The sequence below is a fragment of the Undibacterium sp. GW821-FHT07F11 genome (assembly GCF_059418665.1).
Window position 1 is genome coordinate 199,373 of sequence record NZ_JBWKQH010000011.1, and the last position, 21,965, is coordinate 221,337.

Annotated in this window: 21 protein-coding genes; 13 read left to right on the top strand and 8 right to left on the bottom strand. The window is 50.4% G+C overall.

Annotation, left to right across the window (positions count from 1 at the left end; genetic code table 11):
- The 6 genes from AC07OI_RS25490 to AC07OI_RS25515 form a co-directional block, all read left to right on the top strand.
- Window positions 1-640: TonB family protein (locus AC07OI_RS25490; RefSeq protein ID WP_495259164.1), on the top strand; the 640-nt coding region annotated here is incomplete at its 5' end.
- 67 nt (window positions 641-707) lie between these two features.
- Complete coding sequence (locus AC07OI_RS25495) at window positions 708-1,754, top strand: rhomboid family intramembrane serine protease (RefSeq protein WP_495259165.1); 1,047 nt, start codon at window positions 708-710, stop codon at window positions 1,752-1,754.
- 36 nt (window positions 1,755-1,790) lie between these two features.
- Window positions 1,791-2,000, top strand: coding sequence for a hypothetical protein (locus AC07OI_RS25500; protein ID WP_495259166.1), 210 nt, complete (start codon window positions 1,791-1,793; stop codon window positions 1,998-2,000).
- A 136-nt stretch (window positions 2,001-2,136) separates the two neighbouring features.
- On the top strand, window positions 2,137-2,337 hold the full coding sequence (locus tag AC07OI_RS25505; protein ID WP_495259167.1) for a hypothetical protein: 201 nt from the start codon (window positions 2,137-2,139) through the stop codon (window positions 2,335-2,337).
- Between the two features lie 105 nt (window positions 2,338-2,442).
- Window positions 2,443-3,168 (top strand): prolipoprotein diacylglyceryl transferase family protein, encoded by a 726-nt coding sequence (locus AC07OI_RS25510; RefSeq protein WP_495259168.1) that lies wholly within the window; start codon window positions 2,443-2,445, stop codon window positions 3,166-3,168.
- 107 nt (window positions 3,169-3,275) lie between these two features.
- The gene (locus tag AC07OI_RS25515) at window positions 3,276-4,754 is read left to right on the top strand and encodes a radical SAM protein (RefSeq protein ID WP_495259169.1); all 1,479 of its coding nucleotides are present in this window, start codon (window positions 3,276-3,278) and stop codon (window positions 4,752-4,754) included.
- 38 nt (window positions 4,755-4,792) lie between these two features.
- On the opposite strand, the gene AC07OI_RS25520 is transcribed toward AC07OI_RS25515, so the two are convergent.
- Entirely contained in the window at window positions 4,793-6,061 is a 1,269-nt protein-coding gene (locus AC07OI_RS25520; protein WP_495259170.1) for a hypothetical protein, read from the bottom strand.
- A gap of 123 nt (window positions 6,062-6,184) precedes the next feature.
- Here AC07OI_RS25520 and AC07OI_RS25525 point away from each other — a divergent pair, with 123 nt between their 5' ends.
- The gene (locus tag AC07OI_RS25525; RefSeq protein WP_495259171.1) at window positions 6,185-6,820 is read left to right on the top strand and encodes a tRNA-uridine aminocarboxypropyltransferase; all 636 of its coding nucleotides are present in this window, start codon (window positions 6,185-6,187) and stop codon (window positions 6,818-6,820) included.
- On the opposite strand, the gene AC07OI_RS25530 is transcribed toward AC07OI_RS25525, so the two are convergent.
- The 3 genes from AC07OI_RS25530 to AC07OI_RS25540 form a co-directional block, all read right to left on the bottom strand.
- The gene (locus AC07OI_RS25530; RefSeq protein ID WP_492707015.1) at window positions 6,817-7,272 is read right to left on the bottom strand and encodes a nuclear transport factor 2 family protein; all 456 of its coding nucleotides are present in this window, start codon (window positions 7,270-7,272) and stop codon (window positions 6,817-6,819) included. The genes AC07OI_RS25525 and AC07OI_RS25530 overlap by 4 nt on opposite strands.
- 248 nt (window positions 7,273-7,520) lie before the next feature.
- Entirely contained in the window at window positions 7,521-9,503 is a 1,983-nt protein-coding gene (locus AC07OI_RS25535; RefSeq protein ID WP_495259172.1) for an OPT family oligopeptide transporter, read from the bottom strand.
- Between the two features lie 290 nt (window positions 9,504-9,793).
- The gene (locus AC07OI_RS25540; protein WP_492707019.1) at window positions 9,794-10,369 is read right to left on the bottom strand and encodes a TetR/AcrR family transcriptional regulator; all 576 of its coding nucleotides are present in this window, start codon (window positions 10,367-10,369) and stop codon (window positions 9,794-9,796) included.
- A 159-nt stretch (window positions 10,370-10,528) separates the two neighbouring features.
- Between AC07OI_RS25540 and AC07OI_RS25545 the strand changes: the two genes are divergently transcribed.
- Window positions 10,529-10,951: a tautomerase family protein gene (locus AC07OI_RS25545; RefSeq protein ID WP_495259173.1), complete on the top strand. Its 423-nt coding sequence runs from the start codon at window positions 10,529-10,531 to the stop codon at window positions 10,949-10,951.
- 22 nt (window positions 10,952-10,973) lie between these two features.
- Window positions 10,974-11,369: a VOC family protein gene (locus AC07OI_RS25550; protein WP_492707022.1), complete on the top strand. Its 396-nt coding sequence runs from the start codon at window positions 10,974-10,976 to the stop codon at window positions 11,367-11,369.
- Window positions 11,370-11,629: 260 nt separating this feature from the next.
- Here the strand turns inward: AC07OI_RS25550 and groL are convergent, their stop codons facing one another.
- The 3 genes from groL to AC07OI_RS25565 all read right to left on the bottom strand — a co-directional run bounded on the left by groL (window position 11,630) and on the right by AC07OI_RS25565 (window position 16,341).
- Window positions 11,630-13,279 (bottom strand): chaperonin GroEL, encoded by a 1,650-nt coding sequence (gene groL / locus AC07OI_RS25555; RefSeq protein WP_492707024.1) that lies wholly within the window; start codon window positions 13,277-13,279, stop codon window positions 11,630-11,632.
- Window positions 13,280-13,320: 41 nt separating this feature from the next.
- Window positions 13,321-13,611 (bottom strand): co-chaperone GroES, encoded by a 291-nt coding sequence (groES, locus tag AC07OI_RS25560; protein WP_110257032.1) that lies wholly within the window; start codon window positions 13,609-13,611, stop codon window positions 13,321-13,323.
- A 318-nt stretch (window positions 13,612-13,929) separates the two neighbouring features.
- Window positions 13,930-16,341, bottom strand: coding sequence for a phosphocholine-specific phospholipase C (locus AC07OI_RS25565; RefSeq protein ID WP_495259174.1), 2,412 nt, complete (start codon window positions 16,339-16,341; stop codon window positions 13,930-13,932).
- Between the two features lie 239 nt (window positions 16,342-16,580).
- On the opposite strand from AC07OI_RS25565, the gene coaE reads away from it, so the two are divergent.
- From coaE to AC07OI_RS25585, 4 genes are all read left to right on the top strand, one after another.
- Window positions 16,581-17,246 (top strand): dephospho-CoA kinase, encoded by a 666-nt coding sequence (gene coaE, locus AC07OI_RS25570; protein WP_495259175.1) that lies wholly within the window; start codon window positions 16,581-16,583, stop codon window positions 17,244-17,246.
- Window positions 17,243-18,376 carry a pantetheine-phosphate adenylyltransferase gene (coaD, locus tag AC07OI_RS25575; RefSeq protein ID WP_495259176.1) on the top strand — a complete coding sequence of 378 codons (1,134 nt, stop codon included), beginning with the start codon at window positions 17,243-17,245 and terminating at the stop codon, window positions 18,374-18,376. The genes coaE and coaD overlap by 4 nt, the downstream gene beginning before the upstream one ends.
- A gap of 224 nt (window positions 18,377-18,600) precedes the next feature.
- Window positions 18,601-19,725 (top strand): ABC transporter substrate-binding protein, encoded by a 1,125-nt coding sequence (locus tag AC07OI_RS25580; protein ID WP_492707029.1) that lies wholly within the window; start codon window positions 18,601-18,603, stop codon window positions 19,723-19,725.
- Window positions 19,722-20,990 carry a GGDEF domain-containing protein gene (locus AC07OI_RS25585; protein WP_492707031.1) on the top strand — a complete coding sequence of 423 codons (1,269 nt, stop codon included), beginning with the start codon at window positions 19,722-19,724 and terminating at the stop codon, window positions 20,988-20,990. The genes AC07OI_RS25580 and AC07OI_RS25585 overlap by 4 nt, the downstream gene beginning before the upstream one ends.
- On the opposite strand, the gene argP is transcribed toward AC07OI_RS25585, so the two are convergent.
- Window positions 20,971-21,882 (bottom strand): HTH-type transcriptional regulator ArgP, encoded by a 912-nt coding sequence (gene argP, locus AC07OI_RS25590; RefSeq protein ID WP_495259177.1) that lies wholly within the window; start codon window positions 21,880-21,882, stop codon window positions 20,971-20,973. The genes AC07OI_RS25585 and argP overlap by 20 nt on opposite strands.
- Between the last annotated feature and the right edge of the window lie 83 nt (window positions 21,883-21,965).

The following is a 21,965-nucleotide window of genomic DNA, read 5'->3' on the forward strand; positions in this document are numbered from 1 at the left end:
ACAAGCTGCTGCCGCTGCCAAAGCTGCAGCTCAGTCCGCCGCAAATAATCAGACCGCAAGCACTGGCATCAGCCAGGGGGCAAATACCGGGCAACAAAATAATGCTGGTGCCAATACGCCAGGTAATGGCAACAGTCAGGGCAGTAAATCTGACCCGTTCAGCTTGCCTAAAAATATCCTTGGCAGTGATCTCGCAAGCAAGGCCAGGGACCAGGCGCGTGGCCTTGATATTTTACGAGGCACACCACCCTTGCCACGCAATGATGCAGATGAAAGGCCACGCCGCCGCAGCTTGTTCGGCAGCCAGGATAAAGATGTACCTTTGCGACTCTACATCGATAGCTGGAAGCAAAAAATCGAACGCAATGGCAATCTGAATTATTCACAAGTGTCCAAGGACAGGGCGCGCGGTGACCCGGTTGTCGTCGTCGCCATACGTAGTGATGGCAGTGTAGAGGATGTCACCATACTGCGTTCCAGTGGACGTGCCGACATTGATGAGGCGGTACGCCGCATTGTGCGCATCAACGCCAAGTATGCCGCCTTCCCGCCAAATATCGCGGCGCAGTATGACGTCATAGAAATACGCCGCATCTGGAATTTTGAAGATAATCTGAGGTTGGTAGAAGAGCTGCGCTAGATGTCTTAATGCTCGACAGATTAGTTTTCTCATTCCATGTTGGGACAAGAACGATAAATACTCATTAATGACGAAATTCAAAAACTATTCGATTGTATCTATTGTACTGATCACATTGAGTGCCCTGGTTGCGTTCTCGTCTGACTTTGGCGAAACGACAGAGAATTTACGCATCCTGTTTATCACAGACCCGGATCAGGCCGGGTTTGCTGACATATTCTCAGGCCAGATCTGGCGCTTATTGACACCCGCATTCATCCATTTTGGTCCCATGCATCTGATCTTTAATTTGCTGTGGGTATGGGATCTCGGTATCGTTATCGAAAACAGAAAAGGGCCGGGCTTTTATCTGGGCTTTTTCCTGGTTGCGGCAGTCATTCCAAATATTGTCCAGTATCTGTGCACAGGCAATCCATATTTTGGCGGCATGTCTGGCGTCGTTTACGGGCTTTTCTCTTATATCTGGATACGAGGCCGTTATGACCCCGCATTCAATGGCATCATGCGCAAGGCAACCGTTAATATGATGCTGGCCTGGTTTGTACTGTGCTGGACCGGCTTGCTGGGGCCTATCGCAAACTGGGCGCATACAGCGGGGTTGCTGGTTGGTGCTGCCTGGGCCTATATTGAATGCAGGAACATGAAGCTGGATATGTCGTCGGCAACATTATCTGCAAATCAGGCGCAAAATCTGCAGTACTTTTCAACTGCTGATATCTTGAAGGCTGAATCACAAAGAAGCTGGGTCAAAGAGCAGTATATGCCAGAAGCCAGAGCGCAGTTTGAAACGATAGAAGGCAAACTGAAAATCATCGGGGTGATACTGCAACACAAAGCGATAGAGGCAAGACCACTGCATGAAGTGCAAGCATTGGAATTGGTATTCGCTGATGCCTTGATACAAGAAACTGGTTTGAAATGGGCCGCCATTGATAATGATCAACAGCGCATCTTCGTCATGATTTCTGCTGATGCACCGCCGGTCATTTTTAGCCCTGTTCCTGCCAGTAAAATCATGCAGGCTGTGATGAACGCAAATGAGGATGCAAATCTGTCGGGATTGTTCAAAACAAGTGTGCAAACCATACGTGAAAATCTTCAGCAGAGAGTCTGATTCACATATACATTGTCGCAATATAGGGTAAACATCATGAGCCTGCAGAAAATTATCCGTGTCATCGCCTTGTTCATTTGTCTGATACTGATGATAGGATTTGGTGCATGTAGTGTCTTAGGTCTTACCATGATGGTTGATATTCCATTTAACCTGAATCTGCTGCTCTTAAGCATACTTGGATTCTGCATCTGCGCAGCATGTGGCTTCTTCATCTGGAAGCTTTTCGTTTCCATGCGCAAGTAAGGTGCAGATAAAGTTGCGTCAGGATAAAGTCGCAAATTAGCCATTCTTGAAGCGCAATTTCAAAAGTAAGACTGATTATGTATTGCAAAGCTTTGCAGTTGAATATGTACGCTTTGATGCTATCTGATAAATTGCCATGATCAATTTTAAAAATTTTATTCGCGCTTTTTTAATTCTCCTGTGTTTTATCCCTCTGGTGGGTTTTGGTGCTTGTGGCGTGCTTGGTATATTCACTGCGGCCATTACTGTCAGCCCTATCCCTCTGGTATTAGGAGTTGCGGGTCTGGTCATTTGTGCGTTGCTGTATAAACTAATTGGAATAATCTCTTCCAAATAAAACTGAAAGGCCAGACATCTGGCTTGCTGACAGCCTTGTCCGGGCAGCACTCTACCTATCTATTTAATGAAACTTTACGTATTTTCAGCAAGTAACGCCCACCTATTGCATTTCATTTTTGAATGGCTGGCAATTGCCTTGGGCGTGCAGTTGTACCGACGTCAACGCGCTTCTCAACGACAGGCAGGCATGCTGGCTCCCGGGCATTATGGCGTGATCATAGGTTGTGTATTGGGTGCTGCAATAGGTAATAAAGCTGCCTTCTGGATGGAGTTTCCGCATATGTGGGCCGCCGCAACAGATAATCTGCAGATATTGATGTCGGGCCAGTCCATCGTTGGTGGTTTGCTGGGTGGTTTGATCGGCGTGGAGTTTGCCAAGTTCCTGCTCAGGCAGCCGCAATCAACCGGGGATAATTTTGTTTTTCCCTTGATGGTGGCTACAGTCATAGGTCGTATAGGCTGCTTCCTGGCAGGGCTCAATGATGGCACTTATGGTAATGCCACGAGCATGCCATGGGGCGTCGATTTTGGTGATGGCATCGCGCGTCATCCCACCCAGATCTACGATATGATTTTTGTCCTGGCATGGGGTGGCTATTTATTGCGACGCAGGCTGGCATGGCAGAGCCAGTCTGGCTTGATGTTCAAAATGTACCTGGCAGGCTACCTGTTCTGGCGCTTGCTCGTTGATGGTATCAAGCCCGTGCCTTACTACTATTTTTCTTATTTCAGTGGCATACAAGTCTTGTGCATCATTGCACTTGTGATTTACTTACCTTTGCTTGTGCGTCAGAGGCGCAAGCTGGCCGTTGAAAAAATTGGCGAGTGAAACTCTGAACGAAAACCAGCAGAATAGTGACGACTTTCCGCTGATAAGTTTTCATAAGTCATTGCAAGAATACCCCCGTCCCTCTACCTAAAAGGGTAAAAAATAATATGTCCCGAAAAGTTCGCCCTTATCTGTTTTACGACACAACCAGCTCGGTCTGTTCCAGCTGCCTGCACCCTGTAGAAGCAAAGATCATCTTTAAGGATGATAAAGTCTATATGGACAAGTGGTGCAGTGCGCATGGTACTGAGCGTGTGCTGGTCAGTGATGATGTTGAGTACTACAGACTGTGCCGCGAAGTATTCGTCAAGCATCCGGAAATGCCGCAAATCTTTAATACCAAGATGGAATATGGCTGTCCCTATGACTGTGGTTTGTGTCCTGACCATATGCAGCATTCCTGCCTGTCAATCGTTGAGATTACCGACAACTGCAATTTGAATTGCCCGGTCTGTTATGCCGAGAGTGGCACGCATCGCGAACAGCACAAGCCACTGGCTGACATCATCAAGATGCTTGATACGGTAGTTGCCAATGAGGGGGAGGCAGACGTCATGCAATTGTCCGGCGGCGAGCCGACACTGCATCCGCAATTCTGGGAAATACTGGACGCTGCCAAAGCACGCCCCATCAAGCATGTCATGATCAACACCAATGGCATAGTCCTGGCGCAGGACAAGGCTTTTGTCGAGCGCCTGGCCAGCTATGCGCCGGGTGTTGAAGTGTATCTGCAATTTGATTCTTTCCGGGCAGAAGTACACAAGATCTTGCGTGGCGCGGACCTGCGTCGCATACGCCAGCAGGCACTGGAGAACCTGAATGCAGTCAATCTGTCGACTACTCTGGTCGTGACCTTGAAAAAGGGACTGAATGACGACGAGATAGGCGATATCATTAATTTTGCGCTGACCCAAAAATGCGTGCGCGGCGTGACCTTGCAACCAATACAGGATGCAGGCCGTGTAGAGAACTATGACCCGCGCCTGCATCGATTGACGGTATCAGAAATACGCAGAAAAATTACTGAGCAATGCAGCCTGTTCAGTCTCAAGGATATCGTGCCCGTGCCATGCAATCCAGATACGCTGGCGATGGCTTATGCCTTGAAGACAGAAGAGAAAACGGTGCCGCTGACGCGCTATCTTGATCCACAGTCTTTGGTGGAAGGGAGTGGCAATACCATCGTCTTTGAGCGTGATGAGAATTTAAAGCAGGGCATGAAAGATCAGATATTCAAACTCTTCTCTACCAATCATTCACCAGAGTCACAGGCTAATTGCCTGTCCGAATTGATGTGCTGTCTGCCCTTGATCTCGGCACCGCAAAACCTCAGGTATGACAATGTCTTTCGCGTATTGATCGTGCAGTTCATGGACGCTTATTCCCTCGACGTGCGTGCATTGAAAAAGTCCTGTATCCATTTCGCCCTGCCAGATGGAAAGATGATACCGTTTGAGAGTTATAACCTGTTATACAGGGAAGCCAGCAGGCTCAAAGAGATACGCAGCAGCATTGCGAGGCAAACCATGGATAGAATGCCGGAGGAAAAGAAACGGAGACATATCCCACTGGTAGAAATTAATTAAAAATACCAGCTCTTATCGCTAGGGCTGGCATTATTTTGTCATGGCAAGGCCGCAGGCTTTGCCAGATAATTTGTGGAATAAGTCTTGAATTGCCCACCATCGGTATTGATCGAAGTCTGATTCACTTCACCTGTACTAAATACCGCACCCAGGCCGCCAACGGCCACCATTTCCGATGCATGCGTGAGGAAATAACGCACCTTGTTGTCGCGGTATTTACCCGCCGTTCCACCTATCTGAGTCGATGGCACGCCCAGCGGGGTTTGCCACCACAGGACCGGCAATTGCAAACCCTGATAATAAGTTTTCGCCAGCGCAAAATGATCTTTGAAATTAGGTGAACTCAGATTGGATTCATCCCAATACCAGCCCGTTCCTGCGCGGGAGCAATAAGACACTTGCGGTACGGTTTCAAAACAACCGGCATCCCTGTCCAGGGTTTGCATGACGATGAAATCTGCCTTGTCTGCACCCAGCTTCAGCATATACGACATGGCGGTCGAGTGCAGGTCTTCAAACAGGGCAGGGGGAAAGCCAACATAAGCATTTGGTGCTATGGCTCTCGCCATTTGCATCAAACACTGGCTGATACCGGCGACGCTGTTAGGTTGATTGGCGCAGTCAGGATTATTGTTGACCTGTGCGGGCACGGTGGCAGGGTCGGCGTTATTGGATATCCTCTGCGTATAACCCCAAAAGTCTGGCTCGAAATTCACCAGCGCAGGTTTGCCGTAAGCTTTGATTTGCAGGAACATCAGACGCACATTGTCCCAATAGCCTTTCATGAAAGTCGTATTGGTCAAGCCACTCAGATTGCCGTCGCCATTGCTGGCCATCTGATACAGTGTGAACATGGGAACAGCACCCAGCTTGTCGGCATTTTGCGCAACGATTTGCACATAGGCACCTGAAGGGCTATTCCATGTTGGCCATGAACCTGCACCTACACCAACCAGATATTGATCATAGATGTCGGGAGTAATGCCCTGCTTTTGTATGTCAGCCAGATCGGCACTGCCAAGGCCGACCAGAAAGCGTGTGGACTTGCCCAGCTTGGCAGCGAGTGCAGCGGCTTTCTTTTCAAGTGTGACGACCGTGGTGCCTGTACCTGTGGTGGTGCCAGTCGTGGTTCCAGTACCGGTCGTTGTACCTGTAGTAGTTCCGGTGCTTGTACCCGTCGTGGTTCCGGTGGTGGTGCCCGTCGTTGTGGTGTTGCCCGTGGTAGTTGCCGCTGTAGAGCTACCGCCACCACCGCATGCGCTGGTTGCCAATAGCAGGCTTGCTGCAAGGATAGTTGGGAGTTTCATAAGACAGAAAATAAGATAGAGAGAAGCATGAGAGGTTCTGTTCATGATAGACGAAGCCACAAAGACTTTGCCTGAAACCATCTGAAGCTTGCCGCTTAAATAACAATCCTTCACAATGTTGGCATGTCAGAACCCAAGCCCAAAAGAAAATCTTGCCCGCGATGCTTGCGCCCATCCACAGCTTGCATATGCAACTGGGTTTGCAGCATCAACAATGCGCCGGAGGTATTGCTGCTGCAACATCCCCTTGAAGTGAACAATGCCAAGGGCAGCGCACGCCTGCTGGATCTGTGCCTGCAAGATTCACGCATGGTTGTTGCTGAGAAGTTTGATGAGCAATTATTGCCGAGCATGTTGCAGGCAGGTGGCAAGCAAGCTGTTTTGCTCTATCCAGCGACTACACAAAACGATGCGGATGATTTGCAATACGAGCCGCCCGAATTTGCTTTGCAAGATCTTGCCCTGGCGAATATGCGGCTGGTGATCATAGACGCGACCTGGCGCAAAAGCCGCAAGATGCTGTATCTGAATCCGCTGTTGCAACAACTACCACGCATGAGCCTGCAAGACATGCCAGCCTCACACTACCGCATACGCAAAGCCCACGCGCCTGATCAGTTATCAACGTTGGAGGCAGCTTGTTATGCGTTGATGCAGCTGGAGCAGGGTGAGGAAAAATATCTGCCGCTGTTACAAGCTTTTGATGGGTTTGTGGGGCAGCAGGTGGGGTTCACAGTAAATACTCCCGTAATTAATTAACTACTCTTTTTTGGTTTGCTATACCAAAGCGCATTCACAATAATCCAGCGGTCTTCAAATCTGCCCATGTGGAAGTAATCGACAAACCATGGCGTTTCCAGACGTACTGAGGCTGCTTTGTCTGTGACGTCCAGGACGGTACAACTGCGGCTCCATTCTGCCTTCGGTGTTTTAAGTGCTCCTGCTTTGGTCAGGTTGACCAGTTCTTCTTTGGACATGCGTCGCAGGCCCAGGCGTTCGTCCGGCGTGTCGCCGATCACGGCGCGCTTTGCCAGGTCTGGATGCAGTGACCTGGCAACCCGTTTGGGATCTGCTTCCAGTTGGCCGTCAATATAGTCGTAGCAAGTGGCTTCGATGGCGGCAATGGTCGCAGCATCTGCGGTGGTTGGGGTTTGATTGGTGCCAGGGCTGGCGTAAAAGGTAGCGGCGATGAAAAGGGTCATAATGGACATGGTTTTTGGCTCCTGTTTAAGTACAATTTTTAACGGATCAAATACGGAATGAAATAAAGTTTATACCTTGGCAGGTGCTGCCTGACCCTTGCTTGAGCAAGTGTATCAATTTACCTTGACCAGGTATATTCATGTTGGTTCCTGCTATTTATTCACGCTGCTATCTTCAGGCAAAATCTTCACAGCTATAAAAAAGCCCCACAAGCAGCGGGGCTAATCATTTCATGGCCTGATGTTTCAAAGTCGGATCACATCAGCACATTGATAATCGCATTGCCTATACCTATCAATGCTGCACCAGAGATCAAGCCAGCGCAGATAGGTTCGCAACCTTCTACCCAGAAATCATGGCCTTTGCTGCCAGGCGTGCTGTTCTTGCGACCCATCCACCAGAATATGGCTGCGCCTATCCACATTGCCAGGCAGGATTCTGGTGGCAGGATGACGCCCAGACCGATGGAAACAGCTGACAAGGGGAAACGGCCTTTGGTGAAGATGCGGGCCAGTTCGATGATGGTGGCGGCTACTGCTGCCACGATGATGCCAGTGATGGCAGATGCTGGCAGGCTGCTGAAGCCTTTGGCGATCAGTTCGGCAACACCTTTCCATTGCATCGCACCTGGGAAGGCAAACTTGTCTGAAACGATAGTGGCGGTAGATCGTATGCCATCAGCATCTGGCGGCAGGAACAGCAGGAAGTACAGCGGTACGCATGCCAGCGCGCCCGAGAAAATACCGATGATATGGCCTATTGCCTGCTGCCTTGGTTTCGCGCCCAGCATATAGCCCGGTTTGATATCGGACAGCAGGTTGGATGCATTCGATGCCACTTCTGCCGTCATGCCCGCAGGTATCAGGTTATTGGCAGGGTTGGTGCTGTCGATGGCACCCATGCTGAACTGAGTGATTTTTGACAGTGTGCCAGTTGGCGTCCATGAAGTAAGGGCCATCGCATTGGCACAGATGATGGTCAGGATGAAAACAAGCGGCAGGGTGATGATGGACATCAGCCATGGCACACCAAAGAATTCATGCGTTGTCCATGCAGCCAGGATACTGAATACAGGGATACCTATGTAAGAGATGATCAGCGGTACTTCAATATGATCAAGCACAGTGCTGGTCTGGTCAGCGACTTTCTTTTGATCAGATTTTTTGAACAGGCTGGTGAACAATTCAGGTTTGGCTGCCAGGCTGATGAAGGAGGCCACTACCATCATGGAAACCGCCCACCACAGGCCCCATTGATTGACGATCTCGGTACGGGAAATTGGAACCAGTTTGCCGCTAGGAGCGATGCGTTCGACGATATCGCCACGTTGTATCATCCATGGTGCCAGGAAGACGAAATTGATGATGGTGCCCAGCAAAACGCTGCTGGCGACGCGTATACCCATCAGGCCACCGACGCCCAGCATGGCCGCATCAAGAGTAAAGCGCAGACCCAGTGCACGGAAATCTGTACCCAGGATTTTTGGGATCAGCATGTCATATTTGACTGCCGCTGCATAATAGTAAGAGTCAACCCGCTCCTGGAAATGCCAGGCTTCTGTCATGCCTGTCCATTTGTCCATACGCAGGATCTTGAACTGGATGAACTTCATCCAGCCATCGCTGGTGATCATTTGATAGATTGCCGTCCACATGGCTGTGAAAGCCATCAGGCGCGCCTTGTACATGCCGCTGGCAGCTTCGCCGGTATATACCGCATCGAGCACTACGCCGCAGGCACGGCCCTCAGGGAAGGGCAGTTGGTCTTCATTGATGAAACGGCGCTTCATCGGGAAAGCCACCAACACACCCAGGATGGAGCAGATACTCATCCACACCACCAGGTGCCACCAACTGACTACCGTACCGCTGATCAGCATATAGGCTGACAGCACGGTATTGAGTGGCATGGTCATGTAGCCAGCCGCTGTGGCGATGGATTGTGTACAGTTGTTTTCAAGGATAGTGAAATCCTTGGCCAGACCCAGGTTGGCGAGTATCTTGAAAATAGCAAAGGCCAGGATGACGGATGTCAGGCCCACGCCTATGGTGATACCGGTTTTGGCACCGATGTATAAAGCAGTCGCAGACAATATGCCGCCAAGCAAAAAGCCAGTAAATGCCGAGCGTATGGTCAACTGCGCCATATCCCCCCGGTAAATATTGGCGAACCACCACTCGTCCTTTTGGGCACGGGTCCAGGTTCGTATTTGCTCATCGCTTAATTGTTGCAGCGCCATATTTTCTCCAAAGCGGTTGTCTTGCTTGATGATGATGCCCGGCTTGTTGATGCATACGCAAGATCATTGCAAATATGAAACACAGAGCCGGAAATATGAAAATTTTCTTTCAGGTGCGGCAGTATCCAAGCGGTAGATGTTTTCTGTCAAGCGTGCTTGTTGAAAAAAGGCTTTTTGCTGTTGTTCTATTTGATTTATAGCGAAATTGGCATCGACGTGTCCCTGTTCCCAGTCTGAATTGTCCTTTTCGGCGTGATCAGAACAGAAATTCCGGCATGCAAATTCGTGAGTCAGTGGCTGTTCAAATCCAATGCCGCCTTGCGAACTGCCGCAGCAATGTCCTTGCTGATGGCAGGATCATTGACTGCCCTGGCAAGCGTGACACCGCCGACCAGCAGTGCCAACAAGGCAGTTGCTTCTTCGCGTTTGGCATCAGCTTGCCCATCCAGGCCTGCAGCCACGGTTTCTATGATGGCCAGCAATTCGGTTTCATACGCTTGTCGCGTTTTTTCCTCTGCCCGCGCCACTTCAGGCGATAGACTTTGCAATGCACAGCTATCGGCCAGATCACAAGTGCGACGCTCCCCGAGGTAAAAATCGATGAATGCCGTGCGCCAGCCACTTCCCAGTTGCTCACGCGCCTGGCTGACCCCCAGCTTCAGGTCTTCGAGCCCGGCAACTACCGCTTCGCGGAAAGCATCTGCCTTTGACTTGAAGTGGGCATAGAAAGCGCCCGAGGTTACTGCGGCATCTTTTGCCAGGCCATCAACGCCAGAACCACCAAACCCCCGGCTGCGAAATCCTCGTCCTGCGCTTTTGAGTATCTTTGCCTTGCTTTCTTCTTTTTGCCCCGCCCGGTGTGCCATGTAAAAAATCTCCAGAATAAAAATGCTATTAAAACTTTACAAGATAACGATCGTTATGTAATGATGTGTCACATCACGATCGTTATATAACGTCCGTGATGCGGGAGTCAAGGGCTGGTCTTTGACTCGACCATCCATTTTTGATCAAGGAGTTAAGCTATGCCTATCTCAGTTCAAGTTACCACAGACCTTCTCACTCTTGACGGGGAGCGTGAAGTGCTGCCTCTCGTTGCAGACGCCTTGCTACGCGTACACGGTTTGACTGGCAACAAGTTCATGACACCTAACGTCGTCGGCCACCTGGTCGTCAGCTCTGAGGCGCACAGTTATGCTGGTGGCCAGCACCAGTCGCTGGCAGTTATCGAAGTGAAGGTTCCTTCAGTCACTTTCCCTACTGCCGAGGTCAAGCAGGCCTTTGTCAGCGAGGTCACTGACATCATAGACAGGCTTAAGCAGGGGGCGCATCCGCGGGAAAGGACGTATGTCAACGTGACATATGCAGTTGATGGCACCTGGGGAATTGCGGGCAAGGCCTATTCCAATGCACAGATGGGTGAGGCTGTGCAACAGGGCTTCCACTGAAGCAAATCGATTCGGGGGCACTATGCAACAATCAAATTATTTGTTTTTTACGACGCAATGCGAGCAGGCGCTGGATTTTTATACTCAGTGTGGACTGGGGCATGTAACCGACATACTGCGTCATGGTGAGGGCGGGATGTCGCTGAAGAACGAGGCCATGCGCGGCAAGATCATGCATGCCAGATTTGAGGGGCCGGGCGTGCTTTTCTATGCTTCAGACAATGATGATGCAGAGCCTATGCGAGGTTCTGCCCACATACTGATGATGGATAGCCGTGCGCAAACCGATCAACTGTTTGCACTGATGAGTCAAGGGGCAAATGTGACGACGCCACTGGCGGTGCAAATATGGGGGGATTATTTTGGCAAGCTGACCGACCAGTTTGGCGTGCAATGGATGTTCAACTGCACTACCTGAATGGGGTGTTGCCGAAGTGGATAAATCGTAAGGGTAATAAAAAACCCCGCAACTTGCGTTGCGGGGTTTTTAGCAATGCGACTCTCGGTTAGATCGCCGAGAGTAGCTAGCAGCTAGTAGAACCTGTTTATGATCTGTAGCGAGCGGGCGTCAGCGGGGTGAAGAGCAGCGCAAAAAGCGGAATGTACTTAAGTACATGAGCATTTTGAGCAGCGCATGAGCCCCGATCACGCTCGCGCAGTAAGATCGTGAACGGGTTCTTACATCATGCCGCCCATGCCACCCATACCGCCCATGCCACCCATATCACCACCACCCATAGATGGCTTGTCTTCAGACAATTCAGCAACCAGAGCGTCAGTAGTCAGGATCAGGCCAGCAACAGATGCTGCATTTTGCAATGCAGAGCGAGTTACTTTAGCTGGGTCCAGGATACCCATTTCTATCATGTCGCCGTATGTGTCATTGGCAGCATTGAAACCGTAGTTGCCTTTGCCATTGATGATGGCGTTAACAACAACGCTAGGTTCGCCACCGGCGTTAGCAACGATTTCACGCAGAGGTGCTTCGATTGCTTTCAGAACCAGTTTGATACCTGCTTCTTGATCTGGATTGTCGCCTTTGATGTCGCCAGCAGCTTGACGTGCGCGCAGCAGGGCAACGCCACCGCCAGGAACAACGCCTTCTTCTACGGCAGCGCGAGTTGCGTGCAGAGCATCTTCAACGCGTGCTTTTTTCTCTTTCATTTCAACTTCAGTTGCAGCACCAACCTTGATCACAGCAACGCCGCCTGCCAGTTTGGCAACGCGTTCTTGCAGTTTTTCACGGTCGTAGTCAGAAGTTGCTTCTTCGATTTGCGCGCGGATTTGTTTAACGCGTGCTTCGATACCAACAGCCTGGCCAGCGCCATCGATAACGGTGGTGTTTTCTTTACCGATTTCGATACGTTTAGCTTGACCCAGGTCAGCCAGAGTTGCTTTTTCCAGAGTCAGGCCAACTTCTTCAGCAATCACTTGACCGCCGGTCAGGATAGCGATGTCTTCCAGCATGGCTTTGCGACGGTCACCGAAGCCTGGCGCTTTAACAGCTGCAGTTTTCAGGATGCCACGGATGTTGTTCACAACCAGAGTTGCCAGTGCTTCGCCGTCTACATCTTCAGCGATGATCAGCAGTGGGCGGCCGGATTTTGCAACTTGTTCCAATACTGGCAGCAGGTCACGGATGTTCGAGATTTTTTTGTCGAACAACAGGATGAACGGGTTTTCCAGGATAACGGATTGTTTTTCTGGATTGTTGATGAAGTATGGTGACAGGTAGCCACGGTCAAACTGCATACCTTCAACGATGTCGAGTTCGTTGTCCAGGGATTTGCCGTCTTCAACAGTGATCACGCCTTCTTTGCCGACTTTGTCCATTGCCTTGGCAATGATGTCGCCGATGTTTGCATCGGAGTTGGCAGAGATGGAGCCAACTTGAGCGATTTCTTTGTTGGTTGTTGTTGGCTTGGACAAAGTTTTGATTTCAGCAACGATGGCTGTAACTGCTTTGTCGATACCGCGTTTCAAGTCAGTTGGGTTGAAGCCAGCTGCTACATATTTGAAACCTTCGCGAACGATGGCTTGTGCCAGAACTGTTGCTGTCGTTGTACCGTCACCAGCGTTGTCAGAAGTGCGGGAAGCCACTTCTTTCACCAGTTGTGCACCCATGTTTTCCAGCTTGTCTTTCAGTTCGATTTCTTTAGCTACAGAAACACCGTCTTTAGTGACTGTAGGCGCGCCGAAAGAGCGTTCCAGAACTACGTTACGGCCTTTAGGGCCCAGAGTTACTTTAACTGCGTTCGCCAGGATGTTGACGCCATTGACGATTTTCGCACGTGCGTCATCACCAAAAATTACTTGTTTAGCTGCCATATTAATTCTCCGAATTCTTTAATTGATATCGTGGATGCCGATTACTTCTGTACGACCGCGAAGATATCTTCTTCACGCATCACCAGAACTTCGTTGCCGTCAACTTTGACAGCCTGACCAGAATATTTACCGAACAAAACGCGGTCGCCAACTTTAACGTCCAGGGCGCGAACTGTACCGTTGTCCAGCAATTTGCCAGGACCAACTGCCAGTACTTCACCTTGATCTGGCTTTTCAGCAGCAGCGTCAGGCAGAACGATACCGGATGCGGTTTTTGTTTCTTGATCCAGGCGTTTCACGATCAGGCGATCATGCAGGGGACGAAGGTTCATACTAGCTCCTTTAAATTTGCGAGTAATTACTATTGGAATTCAATTAAGCTGGGGAAAGACTTGTTAGCACTCTCTCCCAACGAGTGCTAAGTATATGGGCGGGGGGCAGGCTTTTCAAGAGCTAAAAAAGGGATAAACTAATATTTCTTTAATAATCAGTGACTTAGTTATGATTTAGTTGTGTTTTGGCATTGATGTTTGATTGCATTTTCCAGTACGGATTATTTTTGCACAGCTTGAAATGTATTTTTAATATCGTATTGCAGCTGAGCAAATATCAATTTACTCAGCTTTGTACTGTCAACTGGTTATTGGACGCTACACAATCGTCAATGTTACCGGGCCAGCCAGGACTGAGTAGGCATCATTGTATAAATACCAAAGCGCATAATTGCCCGCTGCGAGGCTGGCGGTATTGAGCGTCACGCTGCCCTGACTATTGCCGGCATATTCCCATTCCAGTGAATTGACATTACCTGGCACAGCACCGGCTGCGTATATACCTATCCAGTTCTTGACGCTGACTTGTGCTGGTAATGCCGCGTAGGAGGCAACGACATTGCTGCCGCGCGAGATGCGCGGTGTGGTGGTCAGGCGGGTGCTGTTAGCTTGGCGGCCGATCAAAGGGTCTGTGCGATTGTTATTACTGTTGTTACCCACGGCTTCAACATGACCGGCTACCCGGCGAAAAAACTGGCTGTCGGCGCTGCTGATGATGCTGAAGTCATACCAGCCAAAACTGTTGATCAATGGGTATTCCAGCCGCAAACTCTGGCCACCTGCCAGCGAATAAGTATTTGCCAGGCTGCCATAGGCATTGTCGCTGACGGTGAAATTGCAGGGTTGGACATTGTCGAGATTGGATAGTGTGAGCACCAGCTTGCCACTGTTGTTATCGTGAGCTGCCTGCACCTCAGGCTTGACGATGGCTGTACTGTTGCCGCGCCATTCACGCATCAAACCATTCGGGCCATAGGCGCTGAGCTGGTAAGTATCAGTACTCCAGTTCCAGGTTTCTTTCTGGATTTGCTTGCCAGCTTCAACGGTGTAATACCAGGGGCCACCAGTGCGTATCTTCGAATACACGATAAATGCAGCGCCAGCGTTGCCGTTATTGATGAAATTGACTTCCAGTTGCCTGCTGTTGCTGACCCTGGCCTGTGCTTCCAGCAGATAAGGCAGTCGGCAGGCCGGGCGCGGCCCCTGCGCCTGTGGGTAGGCTTCCTGACGCGGCTGGCTCTGGTTGACGGGTGGCACTGGATAAGGCTTGCCATTGACAGGAACATAAGCTGCAGTTTTTGGTACCGTCATTGGCCAGTTTTGATCAGGGGATTTGAAATCAAATGCAGAAGTCAAATCGCCACAGACCGTGCGTCGCCATGGCGATATCTGTTTACAACTGACTGCGGCCCTGTCTTTGCCCAGGCCATTGACCAGCCATTCTTCAAGAAAGCGCAACTTTGATGTGTGGTCAAAAACCTGGGAGCAAACCTTGCCGCCTTTGCTCCAGGGCGAGATCACCAGCATGGGCACGCGTGGGCCCAGCCCAACCGGTTCATTGCCGTATTTTTCATAAATGCCATTGTCGGCCAGCGTGGACCGACCCATGGCAGTGGTGATAGGCGGGATATGGGGTGGCACATGATCAAAGAAACCGTCGTTCTCGTCATACATCAGTAAAAACACCGTTTTGGCCCATACATCAGGCTCTGCCACCAGCGCAGCCAGCAAGCGTGCGGTCAGGTTTTCACCCGCATTGGGGGAGTTGGGTGAATGCTCGGTGTAATCATTCGGTGCGCATATCCAGGATACTTGCGGCAAGCGTTTATTGCGCACATCATCTGCAAAAGCGCTGACCAGGCCGTCCCCCTTGCTGCCACCTGCGCTTGCACCGGGTGCCATGCTGCGTGCTTTCTGATATAACGGCGAGCTGCTGTTTAACCTGCTGCCGTCTGCATTGACGCGGAAATTCTTGAAGTAGGCGAGGTAGTTGTCGCCGTAATTATCCCACTCCTGATACACCTTCCAGCTCACCTGATTGGCTTCGAGTACTTCGGCATAGGTCTGCCAGTTGGGGGCGCCAGCTGTAACAGCGGCAGAGATATCGTCATTGGCCGGGTCGGCATTGTAATAGCCCTTGGCATCTATGTTATACAGGCTGCCCATGGCACCTAACCAGCCCTGGCTGGTACCCGTCAGCGAATACATGCGGTTGGGGTCAGTCGCACCAAAGATCGAACAATGATAGGCATCGCAAATGGTGAAAGCATCTGCCAATGCGTAGTAAAAGGGCAGGTCGCCACGGTCAAAATAACCCATGGTTTGTACCGTTTTTTTGCTGACCCAGGCATCCCAGCCTTGCCAGGTTTGTTGCGAACCTTTCCATGAGTGATTGGTGCCTACCGACAGCGCGCTGGTGTTCCTGGCGTCGAAATGAAAAGGCAGGACACTGCCACCAGCAGGATTGGGTTGTTGCCAGACTGGTGCGCCATTTGGCAAGCTGATGGCACGCGGATCATCGAAGCCACGCACACCGGCGAGGGTGCCAAAGTAATGATCAAAGGAGCGGTTTTCTTGCATGAAAATCACCACATGGCCAACATCTGCCAGCGTACCAGTGACATCGTTCGCCGGTATGGCGAGAGCCTGTTGTACTAGCCCGGGTAACATGCTGGCACCCGCACTTGTGGCTGAAAATCGCAAAAACTTTCTGCGGCTGTCTGAAATCATTGCTTATCCTTTTTCATTTAAGTTTAGCGTTTAACCAGTGCTTAATACTGTATGAAAATATATTTAAAATATTTCAACGGTATGACAGTGTCGGTTTGGAAAAATGGAATCAGCTATGCTGGCCTTCAGTAGTTTGATGGGTTTATTATTTTGGTTGATTAACCAAAATAAGCTTGTGATTTGAGTGTTGATGCGTTAAGCTTTCAATATTGGTTGATTGTCCAATATTAAGGCTTGACATGAGTACTGTTTTGATCCCCGCTTCTATTCCTGTTCCTGACATGGTCAGGCGTTCCCGCGTGGTGTTGATGACTGGGGGCATGGGTTGCGGCAAATCTAGTGCTGCGGCTGGTTTTCTCAAGCTGGGTGTGCCGGTTATTGATGCAGATATGGTGGCACGCAAGATACACCAGGACAGCCAGCATCCGGCAATGGCAGAAATAGCTTTGGTATTGCCCAGGTTGCTGACGGATGCTGGTCGCTTGCGACGTGGCATTTTACGTACAGTACTGATCAATGATATTGATGCAAATCGCTGCTTGCGTAAATTGCTGCAACCCTATGTATTACAGGCCATGTGGCAGTGGACCATGCAGCAAACTACAGCGTATGTCATTTGGGAATCAGCATTGCTGCCTGATGAAGTTGATGGCTTCGTGTACGATAGCGTCTTGCTAATGCAGGCGGATGAGGAAACGCGCCTGCAGCGCCTGCGTCGTCGTAGTCCTGAATGGACGGAAGCGGAGATACGGCAGGTTTTTCAGATGCAGGCACAGGAATATGCTCTGCGGAGACGAGCCCATGATCTGATCGTCAAGATAATCAATCGGGGCAGCATCGCAGAACTGGAACAAGAAGTCTTGCAGCAGCATCTTATTTATATGGAACATTGGGGTACACAATGAAAAAAATCGCATTCTCTGGCACCCTTGATCCCATCACCAATGGCCATCTGTGGGTGATACAAGAAGCCAGGGCATTGGCTGATGAAGTCGTGGTCTTCATTTCTGAAAACCCGGGCAAGAAGCCGCAGTTTTCTGCTCCTGAACGCAAAGACATTATTGAGCGAAGCGTGGCCGAATGTGGCTGGCACAATGTCAGCGTCGTCATCGTCAAGGGCGATTACACTGCCCGTGCCGCCAAGCGGCATGGCATAGAGTACCTGGTGCGTGGCATACGCAATACATCAGACTTCGATTATGAAAACCTGATACAGCAAACCAATGTCGATGTGCTGGATGGTGCGAAGACGATCTTTGTCATGCCACCGCGTGATTTGGGCTCTGTCAGCTCCAGTTTCGTGCGTGCCTTGCAAGGACCGGTGGGCTGGCACTGGACGGTAAAAAAATTCATGCCCATGCCAGCCTACATTGCCTGGATTAAAAGCTGGCTGCGCACTGACTGGCAAAAACTCTGGGAAGCAGAGGCTGATGTCGACAGCGCCAAGCTGGACCACTGGTTTGACTACCTGACGGGGGATGACGCCTACGGTGGCGCGCGCCGGACTTATCATAATCTTGATCATCTGGTGCATGGCCTGAGTGAAATCTCTGCCTGGGCGAGCAATACCGGCGCCAGCAAGTTGGATGTGGCGATATTGAAAAAAGCTTTCTGGTTCCATGATGCGGTCTATGGTGGTGAGCATGCCGGTTTGTCGAATGAAGAGCAAAGTGCCAGATTGTGGCTGGATGCGAGCCTGGGTTCACAGCATGCACAGGAAGTAGCCGACCTGATACGGGTGACGGATCACTTCCAGAGTGCAAACCTGAATCATCCACTGAAGGACGGCATGTTGGGCGTTGATCTGGCGATACTGGGCCAGGCAGCAGATACCTATGATGCCTATGCAGCGGCAGTAAGGCTGGAATACAGTCATGTCGATGACGCCACTTATCAGGCGGGCAGGGCGCGGGTATTGAGCCATTTCGAGGCACAGGCGGAAGCGGGCAAGTTGTTTGCCGATGCCTGGTTCGCTGATCTGTACACCAGCCAGGCACTGGTGAATATCAGACGAGAAAAAGCGCTGTTGAAATAAGTAGCCTCCAAAGCAGTATTTATCTCCATGACACATCCAGGCTCATTCACATAAATGTGAGTTTTTGTGAATGAGCAACTTTTCACATCTGAAAACCGCGAAAATAGAGTCTCAGTAAAAAACTGTCGATTCACTGTACTGATGCGTGAATTTAAGACAGGCACTTGTCCGGTCTGCATTTATTGCTGTCGCATGATTGCAAGACCTGATGCGCGGAGGCAAGGATGTGGATATATCGTTTGGGTTTAAGCCTGTTGGCCAGCATGATGTTGTTCATGCCTTGCGTGGCCCTGGCTATGACAGTCACCTTCCTTAACCCGGGAAAATCGGATGAAATTTATTGGGTCACAGCCAGCAACGGTATGACGGCTGCTGCCCGCAGCCTTGGCATACATCTGGAAGTGATTTATTCTGAGCGTGATCATTTAAAGACGCTGGAATACGCCAGACAAATCGCGGCACGCCCTGCGAACAAGCGGCCTGATTATGTAATCTTGTCGAATGATTATGCTGTTGGCGCCGAAGCCTTACGCATACTGGATGCGGCAGGTATCAAGACTTTTTTCGCCTATAGTGGTATCAATGATGCCGGTGACAGAGAAAAAACCGGCTTGCCACGTCAATTGTACAAAGGCTGGCTGGGTGTGCTGGAACCGCAGGCCGAAGATGCCGGTTACCTGACTGCGCGTGCGCTGATACAGCGTGGCAAGGCCGAAAAAATGTTCAGCTCCGATGGCAAATTGCATATGCTGGCGATTGCCGGGGACAGGTCTACCGCCACCTCGTATAAGCGTAATGAAGGCATGCGCAAAGCAGTAGCAGAAGCGAATGTGGTATTGGACCAGGTTGTGTATGGCGACTGGAATCGTGCCAAGGCGCAAGAGCAGAGCGTCTGGCTGTATCAACGCTATCCCCAGACCAGGCTGATCTGGGCCGGGAATGATTTAATGAGCTTTGGTGCGATGGAAAGCTGGCGCGTTCGTGGTGGCAAGCCTGGGCGCGACGCACATTTCAGTGCCATCAATACTTCGGCTGAAGCTTTTACTGCACTGGAGTCTGGCAGCCTCACGGCCCTGGCTGGTGGTCATTTCATTACTGGTGCGTTTGGTCTGGTGATGCTGTATGACTATCACCATGGCAAGGACTTTGCGGATGAAGGTCTGGAGCAAAACAGGTCCATGTTCATTTTATTCACACCAGAAGAAGCCAGACGTTTCCAGCAATTATTCGGGGCGCAGAATTTTGATAAAGTGGATTTTAAAAAGTTCAGCAAATTCCTTAATCCTGCCATCAAAAAATATGATTTCAGTTTCCGCAAATTATTGACCGAGTCAGATCCACGTAAATGAGCAATCAAGCCTTGCAACCGATCGCCAATTTGTTGATACGCCGTGTCTTCAAATGGGTCATCCTGTGCGTGGTGTGTATCAGCAGTTTGCAAGCCTGGCTCAACTACCGGGCAATAGAAGAAAACTTCAATATGACTGTGAATGATGTGGCCCATGCCCATCTTCCTTTGTTGTCGGTCGCTATCTGGGATATAGAGCCGCAAACCATACAAAAGCAGATTGCATTAATCCTGAAAAATAAAACGATTTCTTATGTCTCTATCAAGGCCAGTACCGGGCAACAGTTTATCGGCGGCGATGTCAATGGCCTTGCCAATGGCCAGCATATGAAATTTGACATACCAGCACCCGCAGATGCCAGCAAGTCTGTTGGCACAGTAGAGTTCGTGGTTGATAAAACCAGTCTGCGCAAGGAATTGCTGCGCAGCTTTATTATCGTCATTATTGAAGTCATTATCGTGTCGATTTTTATCTTTGTAGCAGTGGTGGCGATATTGCGGCGCGATCTGGAAAAACCCATGCGTCAACTGGCCGATTTCGTCAAAAACTTGCAAGCCAATCAACTGGCCACCAAGCTGGAATTAAAACGCAAACCGGAAAACGGTTATAACGAAATTGACCTGGTCGTTGACGGTTTCCGTACCATGCAGGATAGTCTGCAAAAGCATATTGCCAATCAGGATGCCCTGGTAGCAGAAAGGACCAGCCAGCTAGAAGCTGCCATGAAAACGCTGAAGCAATTGTCGATTACCGATGGCCTGACCAATTGCTATAACCGCTTGCTGTTCAATGAACGCATGCCAGCAGAAATACAAAGAGCCATTCGTTATCAACGTCATTTGGCACTGGTGTTTTGTGACATTGATTTCTTCAAGAAAATCAATGATGAATATGGTCATGCGGTAGGTGACAATGTACTCATCGCCTTTACCCAATGCCTGTTGGATGAGTTGCGGGCAGACGTAGACTGGATAGTCCGTTACGGTGGAGAAGAATTTATCATGGTCTTGCCAGAGACCAGCCTGATCGCGGCACTGGAAGTGGCAGAAAGAATACGCCATAAAGTGGAACATGATCTTGTCATTCGCCTGCCAGATGGCCGTATATTGCACATTACTGCCAGTTTTGGTGTGGCACAACTACAAGCCGCAGACAGTATGGAAAGCATGGTGCAGCGCGCTGATGAATGGTTGTACAAAGCCAAGTCCCAGGGCCGCAACCAGGTGTACCCCAAGGCCGCGCCAGTTATTCACCTTGCCCCTTGATTTGCCGCAGACTGCCCCGGGCTTGCCTGACCAGGGTATTCGTCAGACGTGCCAGCCGTGGTGTTTGTACTTTCCAGTGATGCCAATACAGGGCCACATCCACAGGGTGATGCGGCATCAGCCTGACCAGTTTGTCCTGATCCAGATTTTCCAGCATGACATCAGGAATTACGCCCCAGCCCAGTCCCAGTAAAATCGACTGGTTATACGGCGTCGTTGCCGGTACATAGTGGGTGGGGTAAGCATGTTCCTGCAGTCCAAAATGTTCGAGCAAAATCTGTGCTTGCAATTTGTCCTTGCGATTGAAGGTCAGTACCGGTGCCAGCCTGGCTGCCTCGCGCGTCATGCCTTGCGGGAACCAGCGCTGGCAGTATTCTTTGCTGGCAACCGGATGGTAACGCATGAACCCCAGCGACACCGCCTGGCAACCCCGCATGGCATTTTTCTCGGCAGAAAGGCAGCCGAGGACCATGCCGCTTTCCAGTAAATCATGGGTGTGATCCTGGTCATCGATCAACACTTCAAGCAAGATATTTTCAGCAATCAAAAATTCTGCCAGGGCGGGCAGCAGCCAGCTATCGAGACTATCGGCATTGACACCCAGGGCAATGCTGATGGCGGCACTTTGCTGACCCGCAAATTCACTTTGCAAATCCTGTTCAAGCTCGGCGACCCGGCGCAAGTGTTGCACCAGTTTTTGCCCTGCTGCCGTGGCACGGCAGGGGCGGCTGCGTACCAGCAAGGTATTGCCCAGTTCCATTTCCAGTGCCTTGATGCGCTGGGAAATGGCAGAGCTGGTCAGGTTCAGGGACTGGGCTGCCTGTTCCAGGCTGCCATGGTCAATGACACTGAGGAAGGCTTCACATTGGCGGCTGTCTAGTCTTGATTGCATGTTTTATTCAACGGTACTGGTGATTTGGGCCAAAGACCTCTCAACACAGAGGAAGGAAAGCCTGCTTGCAAGCAGGCTTTGTT